The following is a 16,429-nucleotide window of genomic DNA, read 5'->3' on the forward strand; positions in this document are numbered from 1 at the left end:
TACAAGAGTTATAAATCATAACTCTAAGTGGTTTGTTTGTATATAAAAAGTAAAGTGAGGAAAAAGTGTGAGTAGTGAGGGAAGAGGTGGGGATAATTTTCTGCGTCCGTATATTATCCTGTCATTTATGGCAGCCGTCGCCCTTCCAGTGTCTATCTGGAAAGGGTTTTACATTCATCAAGCTCATGCTGCCGTTGAAGTAACGCCAACCTCCCCAACTACTAACAGCTTTGCTAATGCTCAACTACTTTACACACTCAGAGGACATAGGGGAACTGTTAAATCCCTCGCTTTTACTCCAGATAGTAGAATTCTTGCGAGTGGAGGCTCAGAAAATGAGGGGATTATTCGCCTGTGGAATGCAGCAAATGGCAAAAAGTTGGCGGATATTAACAAAGCACACAAAGCAGCCGTAGAGTCTTTAGTGATTTCGCCAGATGGACAAACCCTCGCCAGTTGTAGTAATGACAACACAATTAACCTCTGGAACCTGAAAAATTTTAAATTTACCCGCTCTTTTGTCGGACATACCAGCAACGTATTATCTTTAGCTGTGTCTCCTGATAGTAAAGTTCTCATTAGTGGAGCTTTGGATGGAATTCGGATATGGGATTTGCTACAGCAGCGTCCTTTAGGGACTCTAGTACGCTTCGATAATTTGATTTATACTCTGGCCATTAGCCCTGATGGACAGACTTTGGCTAGTGGTGATAGTAAGGGTGTAATCAAGCTGTGGAGTTTGAGTACTGGTAAATTAGTTACTGAATTAGTAGGTCATTCTAATGCTGTTAGCGCTGTCATCTTTACACCAGATGGAGAAACATTAGTTAGTGCTAGCCGCGATCGCACAGTCAAACTGTGGAATATTAATACTGGAGAATTAGTCCGCACCCTCACAGGACATAATAACTGGGTAAATGCGATCGCCATTAATCCCGATGGACAAACCCTTGCAAGTGCCGGTAGAGATGGGATTAAGTTGTGGGATTCAACTTCAGGTGAGTTAATCAACACACTAACTGGACATACAGACTGGGTAAGCGCGATCGCTTTTAGTCCAAATGGTCAAATCCTTGCCAGTGGCGGATTCGACAAACAAATCAAGATTTGGGGAACTCCACAAAAACGTAATTAACAGTGAACAGCGAACCCTGACTTCTTAAAATAAGTTAGGGTTCTGAATGACTTGTAGACAAGGTGATAAGTATATGAATATTGAGCAAGCAGTCTTGGAGAAATTGCGCCAGTTACCTATAGATAAGCAGCAAGAGTTATTGAATTTTGCAGAATTTTTGTATCAAAAAAATATTCCTAAAGCTACCTTACGTAGTGTAAGAGGGTTATGTGCTGATTTAGCAATGGATATTACTGAACAAGACATTACCGAAGCTCGTCAAGAAATGTGGGGTAATTTTCCCAGGGATATTGTCTGATGACATCAGTAGTTGCAGATACACACGCTTTAATTTGGTATATTTTCGACCTAGAGAGGCTATCGAAAACTGCCTTAACAGCTTTAGAGCAAGCAGTCAGCGATGGTAATCCTATTTATGTTTCAGCTATTTCAGTGGTTGAAATTTCTTATTTGGTTGAGAAGGGACGCTTTGCACAAGAGGTATTAACAAGAATTTTAAATGCTCTGGATGATCCTAATGTGGGTATTGTATTAGCACCCCTAGATCGTAATATTTCGGGCGCAACGAGACAAATTGACAGAGCAACTGTTCCTGATATGCCAGATAGGATCATTGCAGCTACTGCTTTTTGTTTAGGTCTTCCTCTAGTTACCCGTGATCTGCAAATTCAGGCATTAACAAATATTCAAACTATTTGGTAATAAATTGGGAAACCTCATGTCAGCTGGGTCATAGGGTTTTTTCAAGACCCTGCTGGCTCACCGCGCGACCTCTCTGTTGTAGTAACTACTGTCCAGGCTCCTAGAGTAATGGCAACTTTTATACAAAAGAGCGATCAGCACAAGGTATTGTGCTAAAAGACAAGGTATTGCAAGCATTTAATGTGTTTGCTAAACTTTTGTCTTGCCTTTTTAGAACTTTTATAGTAGAAAATTAACCAAAGCTCAGATTAAATCATGCCAGAACTACCTAAAATCAATGATAGTAGCTACCAAGAGCGATCCCCGATTGTTGAATAACTGTAAATACTTGATGAAAATACAGCCGAGCTAATATTTTATCCAGCAAATTACTGTAAGTATAAACATAGGTAATTTCAAATCATCTATGCAGCTACTTGCCCTCTATATTTGGAACAATTTCTGAACTTAGACAATCCTAGAACTAGTCATCGTCCGTAAATGCACCCAGGTAAAAATTACTATCTTGTCTGAAGCAAAGGTTTGTAGCGCTTAAGCGCTATTTGAAACGTAAGACAACTTGCTACTTAAATGATGTTTAATTATCCCGGACTGCTTTTGATCCCCATTTCGATAGAATGACTAGGCAGAACCCTAAAACTAAAAACCGCTTTTGACTGCGACGCACATGAATCAACTGAACAATGGTTTTACGATATTTCTAAGTCTGCTAGTCGAGGCGATGCCTTTTTTGCTTCTTGGGGTTTTATTCTCCAGTTTGCTGCTATTTTTTGTTGATGAGCGCAAATTAGTAGAAAAAATGCCCAAAAATCCTCTGCTGGGTGCTTTAGTTGGCAGCATGATCGGCTTTTTGTTTCCGGTGTGTGAGTGCGGGAATGTACCGGTAGCGCGGCGGTTCCTAATGCAGGGAGTACCCACACCAGTCGCAATTGGTTTTTTGCTAGCAGCGCCAACAATTAACCCAATTGTAATTTGGGCAACTTGGACAGCATTTCGAGATCAGCCAGAAATAGTAGTATTGCGAGTCGTATTTTCTCTAGCAATTGCCACAATTATCGGTTTTGTTTTCAGTTTTCAGAAGGACTTAAACCCCATAGTCCAACCCGCGATCGCTCGGTATATGAAGTTTAATCCACCTGCACAGCCACAAACCAAACGCCGTGGTAAACGTTATCAAGTAGAACAGGAAGCAACAATACCGAATCTGTTACAATCCGGGACTTATATCTTAGGAGGAAAAGCAGGTATACCTATGCGGATAGATCCTAATTTGGTACAGGCTACTACCGCAGTTTCTAATCCGAATAAACCGCTTGCAGATAAACTGCGCCTAGTCATGGATAATAGCATCCAGGAATTGCGGGAATTGGGTGGAGTGATGATTTTAGGAAGTGCGATCGCTGCTGCTATTCAAGTCCTAGCTCCCCGTGAATTAATTCTCAGTTTGGGTGCTGGCCCCATTAGCTCAATTCTAGTCATGCTGATATTAGCAGTAGTGGTGTCAATTTGTTCCACAGTCGATTCTTTCTTTGCCCTATCTTTTGCCTCAACCTTTAGCAGTGGTTCATTATTGGCATTTCTGGTGTTTGGGCCAATGATTGACATCAAAAGTGTTGGTTTGATGTTATCTATTTTTAAACCCAAAACTATCTTTTACTTATTTGCTTTAGCAGGACAATTAACATTTTTGTTCACCCTATTCCTGAACTTGCACGTTTTTTAAGAAATTATTTGTCATTTGTCCTTTGTTAATGACTAATGACCAATGACCAATGACCAATGACTAATAATTAATGGCTAACAAAAATTCCAAATCTAAAATCCCAAATCTTTTATTCCCTTGGCTGGATGCCCTAGCAATTACAGCTTGGGGTGTTTTAATGTTGAGATATTGGCAAACTAACAAGCTGAACCTATTGATTCACCCAAATTTCTTTGGGCTGGTGATTGTGGGTGGTATCGGCTTCATCATTATTGGTTTTTTTAAGATGCAGGAACTTTGGCAACGGCGTCGCCGTGATGTTACGCCAAATATGCAGCATATTAGTTTATTTCCCCCTGGTTGGGGCAGTGCTTTGTTGTTGACTACAGCGATTCTCGGTTTTATTATTACACCGCAAGTTTTTGCTAGTGACAAAGCCCTCCAAAGGGGTGTAACGGCTGATTTATTGGGAAGCACACGTGTCAAACCCCAAGCCTTTCGGGTTACTGTTCGTCCAGAAGAGCGATCGCTTGTAGACTGGGTACGCACTGTCAATGTCTATCCAGAGCCAGATGCATATACAGGACAAAAAGTAAAGGTACAGGGATTTGTTATCCACCCGCCAGATATAGGAAAAGAATATTTATTTTTAGCCCGATTTGTCTTAACTTGTTGTGCAGCAGATGCTTACCCTGTGGGATTGCCCGTCAAACTAAAAGATAATCAAGAGCGTTACTCCCCTGATACCTGGCTGGAAGTCGAAGGACAAATGGTGACAGAAAATTTGGCAGATAAACGCCAACTGACCATTGCCGCGACCTCTCTGAAAAAGATTCCTCAACCGGAAAATCCTTATAGTTATTAGTCATTTGTTGATGACCAATGACAAATGACTAATGACCAATGACTAATGCCCAATAACTAATGACTAAATCTAAAGCATTTATCCAACCACTGGATCGGATAGCGATCGCACTAATGTTACTGCTAAGTGTGCTGATTGGGTTAATCATAATGCAAGGTGATGTAATCACTGCCCGTGTCCGGGACTTTACCTGGCAAAACCAACAAGTAGGGGCAGAAGATAACTCCTTTACTCTCACCTTCAGTCGCCCAATGGAAACAAAAAGCGTAGAGGAGAACTTAAAAATCGAGCCACCTTTAGCAGGTAAATTCAGCTGGGCAGGGCGGCGGATGGTTTATACACTGGTGACACCAGCACCTTATGGCACGAATTATAAAGTGCAGTTACAGGGAGCTAAAGATCAGTTTGCGGAACAAGAAGGCAAAAATCGGGTAATACAGCCCTTTGTTGGTAGCTTCCGCACACGCGATCGCATCATTCTTTACATAGGAACCGATAAAGAAGAACAGGGACGATTAGTTCTTTACAACTTAACCGAAGAGCAAAAAAGACTACTTACGCCTAAAGACTTGGTAGTAATGGACTTTGAGTCCTTTCCTGATGGGGAGAAAATTTTATTTTCTGCTCGCGCTGCTAACAACCAAGACTTACTTTCAGCCCAACTGTACACAGTGACAACAGGCGTTCCTGGTAAATCTGAACAAGAAGTAGAACCAGCAGGCAGAGTTGACTTGGTTTTAGATAGTAAAGATTATCAAAACCTGAAATTTGACTTATCACCTGATGGGCAAACTATTGTCATCCAACGGGGCAATAAAACTAATCCCGGTGACTTTGGGCTATGGTTTATGCCAGCAACCAGTAACGGTTCAGCAGAAAAACCCACCCCTAAACGTCTGGAAAGCCAACCTGGGGGAGACTTTATGATCACACCAGATAGTCAAGCCGTAGCAGTTGCCCAAGGACAGGGAGCAGCCATCCTACCACTGCAAGGTGATGCCAGTAAACCCCTAGATTTTCTGCCGCAGTTTGGTTTGGTACAGGCTTTCTCTAAAGATGGCTCTCAAGCGGCGATGGTAAAGTTTAATACAGATTACACGCGAGATTTGTTTTTAGTAACAAACCAAGGCGTGCAGAAACAACTATTAAAAACTACAGGCTCAATTCTCAGCTGCCAATTTGATATTGCCTCACCCACTATTTATTGCTTGCTGACACAGCTAGTATCCAAGGAACAATACATAGAACAGCCTTATGTGGTGGCAATTGATCTAAAAACCGGGCAACAGAAACCATTATTAGTGCTACCTCCCGCTCAACGGAATGTGCAAATGAGTTTATCTGCCGACGGTTTGGGCTTGTTATTTGACCAAGTAGTACCGCAGACAAACCCCCCGGCATCATTACCACCAAATACTTTGAAAACTGATGATGGAGATGCGATCGCTACTAGTAGCCTGTGGTTAATGCCTTTATTGCCCATTGCGGATGCTGCGACTGTTGAAATTAGACCAGAACAACTCCCCTTAGACGGGTTTCGTCCCCGATGGCTACCTTGAAATAGAGGCAAGGGGGCAGGGGGCAGGGGGCAGGGAGCAGGGGGCAGGGAGCAGGGGGCAGGGGGCAGGGAGCAGGGAGCAGGGAGCAGGGGGCAGGGGGAATAATTTCTATGGGGATTTAAACCCATGTTCCCTGCTAGAATGTAGTAATTTTCTAAGCATTTTGCACCCTTCAAAAACTACTTCTTCGTTGAAAATATTTAAATTCCCGACTTCTTTAAGAAGTCGGGAATATTGTTGATAACAAGGTGAAAAATTGTCATTTATCGAAGATTTTTAAACTATCACTTGATAATTTATCCAGGCTTCCCAAAAAAGATAGATTGATAGTGCGCCTAAAAATATGCGAAGCACTAAACTTACAGTAGAATCTGGTAGTTTAGGCAATGTGCGAGTACTTATCTGAACGCCTAAAAGACCACCACAACCCAAAACTATACCTTGAGCAAACAGAATATTTCCCTCTAATGTGTGTCCTGTGCAGGCAGCTAAAGCAGTGATGACAATTACACCTAGACTAGTCTGAATTGCTACTTTAATGTCTTCTCCTAGTAGCAAAATTTGTAGTGGAACCATTATAGTACCGCCACCTAAGCCAAATAAACCTGCTAAAATTCCTGCTGCTCCTCCAGTGCCAATTTTAGAAACTAAGGGGTTAAATACTGGGGCTGTATTCTCTTTTTCCTTGAAGACCAGTTGCTTACGAAGTTCAATCAAATAGATATTGGCAAGTAGTATTATGCCAAATGCAAAAAGTATTATATAAGATGGGATTTTATTGGCGAAATATACGCCTATTCCAGTAGTTAAGAAGGCTGGAATTCCTAAATAAATTACTCGTTTAAAGTCAAAGTAGCCCATTCGCCAATTCTGTAAACTTCCAGAAATTGAAGTAATTACAATTGCAAGGCTACTAGTAGCGATCGCCTGAACGGGAGTATAACCTAGTGTGACTAAAAGAGGGATTGTAATAATACCACCACCTATTCCTAAAAGTCCAGCTATAACTCCAGATATTAAACCCCCAGTCACTAAAATCAACCAAGTAAAATCAATCATAAGTGGGAATTGGGAATGGGGAATTGGGATTATTCTCAGTTGTTTGCTTTTTATGCTTGTACTGTTACTGGATGGCTGACAACGGCTCCGTAGAGCAAGCCAGAATCATTCCACGGAACTGTACTAGGTTGTGTATTACCTAAATTGTCGGTAGCACGAGCTTGAAGAAAATATTCTCCGGGAGTTGGGTTCCATTCAATGTCCCATCGTGTCCATGCAAATGGAAAATTTGGTTCTCTCAGTCGGGCAAATTGCCAAGTTTTACCGCCATCTAGACTGACTTCTACACGGACAATTTTTCCTTTACCAGACCAAGAACGCCCTCGTAGTAAATGAGTTTGAGCCGAAAGCGTAGCGGGCCAAGCTAACTCGAAAGCGCTTTTAACATTTTGATAGGTAATCAGCTTACCTTTATATGGTGCGATCGCTGGGTAATCTGCACCAATCAGCACCATCTGCTCCGTTACCCACTGGGTATATATCGGTGTTTCAGAAACTTCAATCCGCTCAATCCATTTAACGTTGGCGTTTCCTCCCCAACCAGGAAATAAGGCACGACATGGTTGGCCATGATCTGGAGGTAATGGTTCTCCGTTCATGGCATAGACGACGAGGGAGTTATCTGCTAATGCCTTGCTAATTGGAACTACATTACTGAATTTGGATTTATTTGTCCCCTTTGAATCTAGCGAATCCACATCTGCACCCTCAACGAGTACATCTTTTGCTGTGGATTTCAATCCAGCCCGCTCTAATAATATACTCAGTGGTACACCAGTCCACTCAGCCACACCAATAGCCCCAAGCCTCCATCGGGTTCCGGGAAGTGGTATGTTGTAAGCTTCTTCAAAGAAGCGCCGACCATTAGCAGCACACTCAATAGCGCAAGTGACTGAAATGGACGGCATAGCGATGATTTCATCGTAAGTGAACTCACAAGGCGCAGAAACCCCAGTTCCATGAATTTGCAAACGCCACGTAGATGGCTCAAAGGGAGGAGGTGTACTGCGGTTATGAACATAGAACCAATCATTTGGCACTAAATAACCACGCCCATACATTGCTTCCCAGTTCATCTCTAATGTGCCTTTGCTATGAGAGATATACCCTGGTGGCAATGGTTTAAGTATTTTACTGCCCTTGCTTTTAACAGCTGCTTGACTGTGAGCAGGCGCAGGTTTAGCTAAACCCCCAATGGCTGTTGCACCAACCATTGTGGCTAGTATTTTTAGAAAGCGCTGGCGCGAAATACCTGCATCTGTGCTTTTTTGCCAAATGCATTCATCAACCCGTGCGTGTAAATAATCCTCCTGGTCAAAGAGGTTTTCATCGCTCAAGCTATACCCCCTTGTAATTCGTAATTCGTAATTCGTAATTTAAGATACACAGAATAAGGCTTGATGAAGGGGCAGGGGGAGTAGGGGACAAGAGGTGAGAACTTGAAACAAGTCTTTCCCCTTGTCCCCAATTCTCCTTGTCCCCAAGTCCTCTTCCCAATGCCCCATTCCCAAAAAAACTAGCTGTTTATCGCTGTCCAAACACCAGTGATTTCATCTTGTGTGTAGTTGGGCAAATAGTGGTCAAATCCGTTTTTAGCTATTTGTGCGATCGCATCAATCAAGCGATCGCAATCTCCCAAAGTATTATATACTGCAAAACTGGCGCGGATAATACTGGGAATGTTGCGCGTAATTCCCCTGTCTACTTCCTGAGCAATTTCGTAGTCTCGCTCATCCGAAATATTCTTGAGTTTGCGAATGTATTCATAAGTACAGAAAGCCCCAGCCCTAACCCCAATGCCATATTCTTGTGCCAAAATTTCTGCCACTAAGCGTCCATCAAAGCCATCGATATCAAAGGGAATAACATGGGCTAAATTATCTCCTGGGATATGTAATTTGACTCCAGGAATCAGCCTAAGCCGTGTATATGTGAATTCGACTAGAGAGTGTTCATACTGAGCAATGCGATCGCGCCCTACTGCTTCGATAATTTCAATCGCCTTGGCAATTGCGATCGCCCCCATTGCATTTGGTGTTCCAGGGTCGTGGGCCCGTTCTGTATAAAAACGCTTTATCTCTAGGTTTCTAGTGATATAAGGCAGGTTTCCACCGCCGATTTGATAAGGGTAAGAACTGTCAAAAAATTCCTTTGGCCCTAGCAAAACCCCAGTTCCATAGGGTGCATACATCTTGTGTCCAGAGAAAGCTACAAAATCTAAATGACATGGGTCATCATCAGCACGCATATCTACTCGTTCATGCTGAATTAACTGACACACGTCAGCAAAAATTTTAGCACCATACCGATGTGCTAAAGCTGCGATTTCATAAATCGGAGGTCTATAACCTGTAATTGTTGAAGCGCCTGTAATTGTTACTAACTTAATTTGCTCGGCTTCGGGAAGATTTTGGTGTGCCTTAAAAATATCTTCAATTTCTGCGACACTTACACTTCCGTCGGGCTGGGTTCTGTACTGCACAACTTCGTCTCTAGTAACCCAAGGTAGCAAGTTTGATGAATGCTCAATATCAGAAACTAAGATTTTTCCAGGTTTTTTTGCCCAAAGTGTGGCGGCTCCATTAATTGCTTCTGTTGTGTTCTTCGCAAAGATTACATAGTTGTTTAAAGATGACCCCACAAAGTCCCGAATGACGTTCCGGCTAGCATCATATTCTCGTGTAGTGATGATGGACTTTTGCCCAGAACCACGATGCACGCTACCATAAGTATCGAGCATTTCATCCACATACTGCTTAAGGCTTGCAAAGGGAGTAGTTGTGGCTCCATTATCTAAATTGACGTACTCAACATAGTTTCCCTTAAGAGTCTTCACCTGAAAAGATAGAGACTCATCTGTGAATAACGGTCTAATTTCTTTGTCCCAAAAACTATCGAAACTTTCTGCAATTAGCGGTAATTGGACAGTTTCTTGCTTTGTATTTACACCCATTGCAAGTATGTCGGTCATCTTTAGCACCCCTATTTTTAACTTGGAATTTCTGGAAAAATGTAACTTTAACAAAGCTTTCTCGAATGCAACCATCACATTAACGGATGGAAATCATAGTCTTTAGAATTACTTTGTCGCTACTAGAAAACTCGGTTATCACAATTATTCTTTAACAAATAAATTAAAATGTGTATCCGTGTAAAAACTTAAAATCAATATTATTAATGATAAATATAGTACAATGTAAGAAATGCTTGTAAGTAGTTAAGTATACTTTAAACAATTTTCTTGCAGTTATTAAACAAACTTGATGTATTGAAAGCAAATTAATAGAGCAGCCTCTGACTAGCTAAAGCTGAAATTGCTTGCCATAACTGTTTTGACCGAGAAAAAGGTCATGCTAAGTTAAGATTATTCTTTAAAAAAGTTTCATAAATTTACTTATGCTAAATATTACCAATTTAAAATCAGTTTATACGTATTTGTTCGTAGTCATCAGATTTTTCTAATATTTTAGTCTCAGCAGAAGCTTTTAATTGTTTGCTGACATTAAATAGCGATCGCTCAAGATAACGGAATGATGGTTGAATAATGGATACTTGTACTGACATCTATCCTAAGTAATGAATAATGCGAAGCAAAATGTATTTTAGGATACATTTTAAATTAATATCTTTAAGACAGATGCGATTATATAAAATAAACTGTGTAGTAAGGTTGCTTTTTCATGTAAAAAAATTTCTCTGGGACAGAGCCATTACTGTATTAATCTTTCTTGTTCCCTGCCCGTTCTCTCTGCCTCTTCTTGACGGAGAAGAGCATCATAGTGTTATAACGGCATCAGTCTAAATACAATAAGACTTACGCAAAACTAGACGCGGTGGGGTCGATTGACGAATTGCCCCTACAAAAAATTAAGGTTTGAGCTATTTTTTGCATAAGTCCTTTACAAAATAGGGAACACCAATTGATGATTAATTGCTGGTGCTTGGAGAGAGTTAAACTTAGCTTCTAGAGCAAACCCTGATTAGACACAGTTGATAAGCAATGCTAATGCCAGCACTGCTGATATTTTTAGGCAGGTGGGTCAAGAGTGATAAATGAAGCCTACACATCAAATAAGGGAGCTGTGATGGAATCCCTAAATTCTGCTAATTCGCCACAATCGGAGCAGGCGAATTGTCCCTTTTACTCAGTTGTGCCTAATGACAATATGACAGTTAAACAACTGCCACTTCTTATGCCAGCTGGAGATACACAATTTTCAAAAGATACCACCCAGCAAGACTGGGTTGCAGAGCCAGAAAGCGGCAAGCAAGCACTTATTGACTCAGAGTTTCAGAACCTGCTGGCATTGAACGAAGAATTGCGTGCGGCTAATAATAATTTGTATGAACAGGTAGAGCAGCTAAAAGACAACCTAGCTGAGTCTGAAAAGGTTTTGCAGTGGCAGAAAACGCGCTCAAGTGTTACTGAGTCGATGCTCAACCAACATACTCAAGAATTGGCTGCGGCTCAAGAACAGATAAAATCCTTATTTCAACAATTAGAAACTGCTGTACAAACTGTTCAACGCCAAGAAATTGTCACTGATAGTTATAAAGCACAGCTACAAATTAGCCAACAACGCCTTGCCCAGCTAGAGCGAGAATGTACGTTGTTACACACCAATAACAGCGAACAATCTGAGCATTTATTGCAGTCAGAAACCGTTTGTCGGGAATTGCGTACTAGACTGATGCGACAACAACGCCAGACGCTGCAATTTAAAGCGGCTCTAGAAAAATGTTTAGATACATCGGTTCCTAGCTATGACTCCTTAGAAGATACTGCAAAACACCCCAAAGACATAACTAGTGGACAAGGAAGATTTTCTAGAAAAGCTCGGTCTTTGTTTCCTAACGCCCAGCCAATTCAACCTTGGTCAGTAGAATCAGAATCCTTGACTGACAATGAAGATGATTCTTGGGGCGAACCGTCAGCATCAATCCCATTCCAAAGAAATGAACCAACTCCACCGCCATCTTCTTGGAACTGGTCAGTTAAGCAAAAGACCCCAAAACCAGCAGAACCTCCTGCCCCGTCTTCAAAAATTGACGTTCCAGGTACACCAGAAGCTGTTTCAACTTCGGGGTCATCCAATTTAGATCAGCAATTAGATAGTCTAATCCAAATGTTTTTTACCTCCCAGTCTGAATCTGCATCACCACCGACTACTGGAAAAACAGATGTGGATAGCAATGATGCTCCTGTCTGGGAAACTTTAGCAACAATCTTAGAAGAGGATGAAGAAGTAGAAAATCCACGGGAGGCGCATTTGGAGGCAGAAACTAATCCCCCTCCAACGACTTCCACTTCTTGGACGACAGATTCTGTACCTTCACCAGCCAATAGCTTACTAGTTTCTTCTACCTCCTTCAACACTGAGCCGCCTGTTGGAGAAACTGAAGATTACTGGTCAGAATCTCAATTGTCAGAAAATGATTTTTCTCCAGAGTCACTAGGCGATAACCCTGATGATGCCAATTCACCTTCACCTGTAGTTTATCCCCAGCGTCCACCCAAGGGGCGCAAGTCATTAGCATCTGTGGAACTACCTAATTTCCGCCCCAAAGGTCAATAGTTAGTTGTCATTTGTCATTTGTCTAATACTAATGACTAATGACTAATTCTTGCTTCTGATTTCGGAATTATGGCTTCTGGGTTTGTCTTTACTACTTGAGAGCGCGATCGCGGTTTGCCTGTGGCGATCGCATAATTAATCGCCAGCAGCCACAGCCACAAGCCCGGATTCCGGGGTTCTAGCCAATGACCTGCCCGATTTAAGAAGCGCCCGAACCACGGACTTAGCAAAGCGCTAACGAGGGCATGACGACCAAAGTTGAAATAACTACCAAGCCATCGCATTAAATCTCTAGGCCCAGCAAGTTGCCAAATCCATAAAAGTAAAGCAGGATTTTTTCTAGCAGCTTTGAGTGCTAGGCGGTTAAAGGTTAGCCAATTACACCGATCTTTGATGAAGTTATCTGCTACTTCTTGGGGTTCATCTGCTAATAGTCCAAAGAAGGTGTTGAGCATGGAGTTAATGCGCTGGGGTGGTAAAAATTTTCCGGTGGGAACCATCATCCCTTTGGAAAATAGCCAAGTCACAGAAACATTGCTTTGGTAGGCGCGTATTTGGTTCAAGTGGCGGAAACTCAACAAGTCATGTTTGAGAGCAATATCCAAAAGGGTTGTTAAACGCTCTAAGTTGCGAACTAGGGAACCAAAACCGGTGAAGACAAGAGGAGACTGGAGTGATGCAGCATCACCGATCGCAATCAATCGATCGAAGGCAACTGTGCGATCGCTACTTCCCACACTAAAATGCCCTGGTATATAGCCAAATGTCGGCTTCTTCCACACCAATTTGTCCATATCGCACCTGCGATACTCTGGCAAAATCGTGAAAAAGTCCTCGTACATCTCTAGCAATGAACCGGGATTTTCAGCATTGACTTCGTGGTAATGAAATAAATAAATCGTCAGTTCATCATCTGCGCCAGGAAACAGTTCCCAAATTAACTGCCTTCCGCGTGAAATATCCCCATGACTATAAAGCACGTCCCCATATTGGGAATCCCATACTTCCGGTTCAAAACCGCTCTCAATTGCCGCTCCTACCGTAGGGCATACACTATCAAAGGCACGACCACCATTTAATTGCCAGGCGATGGGTGAGGCAGTTCCCATCGCATCTATTAGCAGCCGTCCACTTACTTGTTTTTCAACCTGACTAGGTAAGTGCTTGACTTGCAACAAAACTTGTGATATATCAATATCTGCACGGATAAACTCTGTCTCATCCCAGATTTCGCCGCCTGCGGCTTGCAATTTTTGCCCACACATTTGGAGCCATTTTTCGGAATCTAAGCCTAAATTTAGGACTGTGGGTGTGTGCAGAACGGGCGATCGCAGTTTGGATGGATTATTCGCATCAAAAAACTTATTGAATCCATCTTTGTATTCTCTGGCAATGATGGTTTCTAACTCTGCGGGGGTGAGTAAACCCAGGTTAAGCAAGCTTTGAATCTCATCGCGGGAAATATTCCATTCTCGGTTCATCCGGCCAAAGGGCATTCGTTCCACCAGCAGGACTTTATATCCCAGTTTTGCCATCAATGCTGCATGAATCGCGCCTAGTGCGCCACCAATGTAGATGATGTCGTACTGGGGATTAGGGATTGGGGATTGGGTATTGGGATTACTTTTTCCCCAGTTCCTTTGATTGGAAAAAACAACCTGACGAGGTTGCTGCGGATTCCGTACTCCTTCGCGCCATCGTTGTTCCCACCAGTAGGCGCGTGTTAGATCGTATTCACCGTTAGGCATTTTCTGAAAATACTTGACGGTGAGGGGGTAAGCAGAGGCTAACGCAGCAAAAATCGATTGCTGGGATAAATCAATCGTTGGCGGTTCTGGGTAATGATGCGGAAAACGGTTTCTGATTTCTTTGGTTAGGCGTTGCAGAATTTGTCTCTCATTAGGAAAGGGTTGTTCTGCCCAACGAAACACTTTTAAATAGGTAGTTCGTTGCACTGACCAGACAAATACCGAAAGTTCCGCAGGCAAGTTTTCAGAAAAGGCCGCCCCAGCAGGTGTAGTAGCACTGGGTATTTTGAGGCGAAAGCCTTCCAAAGTAAGCACTTTTTCTCCATTTCCAGGTTCAAAATCTGTTTGTAGCCAGTTACGCACAGTTTCTATATCTGGAGTTGGAACTTCTAAATAAAGGATTTCTTTCATTTTTTCCTGACATCTCCCATCAATCTACTCACTAAGACAGATTTTCTTAAGGCACAGAGTAAGGTATACTCCGCCCTATTAGTTTCATAAAGATTCAGTGAAGAAATTTTAAGAGTTTGTCAAATTTATTGTTCATTTTGTATTTCTGTAAACCCACGCCATGAATTATCCCATTCCAGACAGTCCCCAGGAAATTTTTGCTCTGCGACAACAGCCGATTGATGAAGAACTTGTTGCTGCTGCGATCGCTGGCGTAATTAAAGTTGTCCGCGCTCAGGGTCAATCTTTGGAAGAATTAACCGCTCAGTTGCTAGCAGATGATCCACTGCTGGATCAGCAACAACGTCGTTGGTTGAGCCAATTAGTTGCCCAATCCTGGGAAAAGTTCTCCTAAAACCTTGCTTAAGATAAAGTTTTTGTCGCAGCATTAGATTTCTAGGTCTGCACCTAAGTATTGAAATATTGGCGATTCCTACGGCGGGCTGCGCCTACGCACTTTAGATATAAGAGTAACAATAATTATCAGTATAAAATTTGGTGATTGGGTTGCTGTTTTGGTATTAATGGCACAGAAGCCACTAAATTAACCATATCAGCGTTTTACATTGCTAATGAATTTTACAACGTTCTGAAAGCGCGATTTGCTCAATTGGCGGCGCTGGTAAATGTTTTTGCTGCCGCAGGTCGGGTTTTTCTTTTCTCGCTGGGCGTTTTGTACTCATGATGTATCACTGAGAACATCTTATGCTGACTTTTTGCTTAAGTTGACACCAATGAGCATTGCTATGCCCCTACCGCGTGGTCTATAGCGGTTCCTGCATGAGCAAAGTAGAGAAAGAAATAATTAACTATAGTAGGGCTGCTGCTGTGCTACCCTGCCCACGTGCTTGGAATTCTATTCAGAAGCCGGATAGTAACAAAGTGGCGATCGTTTTGGGTAGAGAGAAGAGTTTAAGATAAAAGGCAAAAATCTGCCACGTACTAGTTCTACTCTCACAGATCATTCAGTTAAGATTGTCTGTGAAAATTTACGGCATTTGATCATAGGGTAGTTTTGATTAAATTTTCTTACCAGAATTTCACCTCATGAATCTTGCCAGCAAATATTAACTAATCCTTAAGATAAATATTTTGTTACTAAAGATACAGTATTTTCTGTAGTTTAATTTTTGAATACAAGAACGGCTTTTTTTGTATCTGTCCAAGATGACTATGAATAAGGTTTTCTCAAGGCATTCGTCACAGGGATCAGTAAATCTCTAAGCAGTATCTACTTAAAAAATAATTTATGTATCTAAAGTAAGAGGGGAAAATCACTTAAATTATAGGATAGTATGATTAAGATATCGAAAACTTTTCAAATCTGAAATTTTGTTTAAAATAATCAGCCAATATTAAAGTCGTTTGTTAAGTTGGGTCAAACCAAAATTTTTTCTACTTTAAACTGGCAGTTTTCTCAAATAAAAAATAAATTACAACCAGGGGTTTTAAAATGCAGACAGTACAAAAGATTTACTGCCCAAATTGCGGCTGCCAAGCAGAACGTTATTATATTTCTGATAGTCAATTAACTCGTACACAATGCTCTAGTTGTGATTATTTGATGATTAGTTGCACTCGCACTGGCAAAGTTATTGAGGCTTATGCACCAGGAATTTATGCACAGCGCTAA

General features: G+C 41.8%; 15 protein-coding genes. 10 read left to right on the plus strand and 5 right to left on the minus strand.

The window, feature by feature from the left end; all coding sequences use genetic code 11:
* Window positions 1-127 precede the first annotated feature (127 nt).
* From VB732_RS11865 to VB732_RS11890, 6 genes are all read left to right on the plus strand, one after another.
* Window positions 128-1,135, plus strand: a complete 1,008-nt coding sequence (locus VB732_RS11865; protein ID WP_323231118.1) for a WD40 repeat domain-containing protein — start codon at window positions 128-130, stop codon at window positions 1,133-1,135.
* A 73-nt stretch (window positions 1,136-1,208) separates the two neighbouring features.
* Complete coding sequence (locus tag VB732_RS11870; RefSeq protein WP_179074335.1) at window positions 1,209-1,433, plus strand: DUF2281 domain-containing protein; 225 nt, start codon at window positions 1,209-1,211, stop codon at window positions 1,431-1,433.
* A complete protein-coding gene (locus tag VB732_RS11875) occupies window positions 1,433-1,837 on the plus strand; it encodes a type II toxin-antitoxin system VapC family toxin (RefSeq protein WP_323231038.1) in 405 nt (134 codons plus the stop codon). Before VB732_RS11870 ends, VB732_RS11875 begins: the two co-directional genes overlap by 1 nt.
* Window positions 1,838-2,504: 667 nt before the next feature.
* Complete coding sequence (locus VB732_RS11880; RefSeq protein WP_323231039.1) at window positions 2,505-3,560, plus strand: permease; 1,056 nt, start codon at window positions 2,505-2,507, stop codon at window positions 3,558-3,560.
* 70 nt (window positions 3,561-3,630) lie between these two features.
* Window positions 3,631-4,404, plus strand: a complete 774-nt coding sequence (locus VB732_RS11885) for a TIGR03943 family putative permease subunit (RefSeq protein ID WP_323231040.1) — start codon at window positions 3,631-3,633, stop codon at window positions 4,402-4,404.
* A 59-nt stretch (window positions 4,405-4,463) separates the two neighbouring features.
* The gene (locus VB732_RS11890; RefSeq protein ID WP_323231041.1) at window positions 4,464-5,963 is read left to right on the plus strand and encodes an Ig-like domain-containing protein; all 1,500 of its coding nucleotides are present in this window, start codon (window positions 4,464-4,466) and stop codon (window positions 5,961-5,963) included.
* Between the two features lie 276 nt (window positions 5,964-6,239).
* Here the strand turns inward: VB732_RS11890 and VB732_RS11895 are convergent, their stop codons facing one another.
* The 4 genes from VB732_RS11895 to VB732_RS11910 form a co-directional block, all read right to left on the minus strand.
* Entirely contained in the window at window positions 6,240-7,022 is a 783-nt protein-coding gene (locus VB732_RS11895) for a sulfite exporter TauE/SafE family protein (protein WP_323231042.1), read from the minus strand.
* 50 nt (window positions 7,023-7,072) lie between these two features.
* Entirely contained in the window at window positions 7,073-8,359 is a 1,287-nt protein-coding gene (locus VB732_RS11900; protein WP_323231043.1) for a sulfite oxidase, read from the minus strand.
* A 179-nt stretch (window positions 8,360-8,538) separates the two neighbouring features.
* Complete coding sequence (locus VB732_RS11905) at window positions 8,539-9,993, minus strand: aminotransferase class V-fold PLP-dependent enzyme (protein ID WP_323231044.1); 1,455 nt, start codon at window positions 9,991-9,993, stop codon at window positions 8,539-8,541.
* 449 nt (window positions 9,994-10,442) lie between these two features.
* Window positions 10,443-10,586 carry a hypothetical protein gene (locus VB732_RS11910; RefSeq protein ID WP_323231045.1) on the minus strand — a complete coding sequence of 48 codons (144 nt, stop codon included), beginning with the start codon at window positions 10,584-10,586 and terminating at the stop codon, window positions 10,443-10,445.
* Between the two features lie 521 nt (window positions 10,587-11,107).
* Here VB732_RS11910 and VB732_RS11915 point away from each other — a divergent pair.
* Window positions 11,108-12,598, plus strand: a complete 1,491-nt coding sequence (locus VB732_RS11915) for a hypothetical protein (RefSeq protein WP_323231046.1) — start codon at window positions 11,108-11,110, stop codon at window positions 12,596-12,598.
* 35 nt (window positions 12,599-12,633) lie between these two features.
* Here the strand turns inward: VB732_RS11915 and VB732_RS11920 are convergent, their stop codons facing one another.
* Complete coding sequence (locus VB732_RS11920; RefSeq protein WP_323231047.1) at window positions 12,634-14,757, minus strand: flavin-dependent dehydrogenase; 2,124 nt, start codon at window positions 14,755-14,757, stop codon at window positions 12,634-12,636.
* A gap of 160 nt (window positions 14,758-14,917) precedes the next feature.
* On the opposite strand from VB732_RS11920, the gene VB732_RS11925 reads away from it, so the two are divergent.
* From VB732_RS11925 to VB732_RS11935, 3 genes are all read left to right on the plus strand, one after another.
* Window positions 14,918-15,151, plus strand: coding sequence for a hypothetical protein (locus VB732_RS11925; RefSeq protein ID WP_179065172.1), 234 nt, complete (start codon window positions 14,918-14,920; stop codon window positions 15,149-15,151).
* A 425-nt stretch (window positions 15,152-15,576) separates the two neighbouring features.
* A complete protein-coding gene (locus VB732_RS11930) occupies window positions 15,577-15,717 on the plus strand; it encodes a hypothetical protein (protein WP_323231048.1) in 141 nt (46 codons plus the stop codon).
* Window positions 15,718-16,249: 532 nt separating this feature from the next.
* Entirely contained in the window at window positions 16,250-16,429 is a 180-nt protein-coding gene (locus tag VB732_RS11935; RefSeq protein WP_012410305.1) for a hypothetical protein, read from the plus strand.

It is taken from the genome of Nostoc sp. UHCC 0252 (genome assembly GCF_034931145.1).
Taxonomy (GTDB): domain Bacteria; phylum Cyanobacteriota; class Cyanobacteriia; order Cyanobacteriales; family Nostocaceae; genus Nostoc.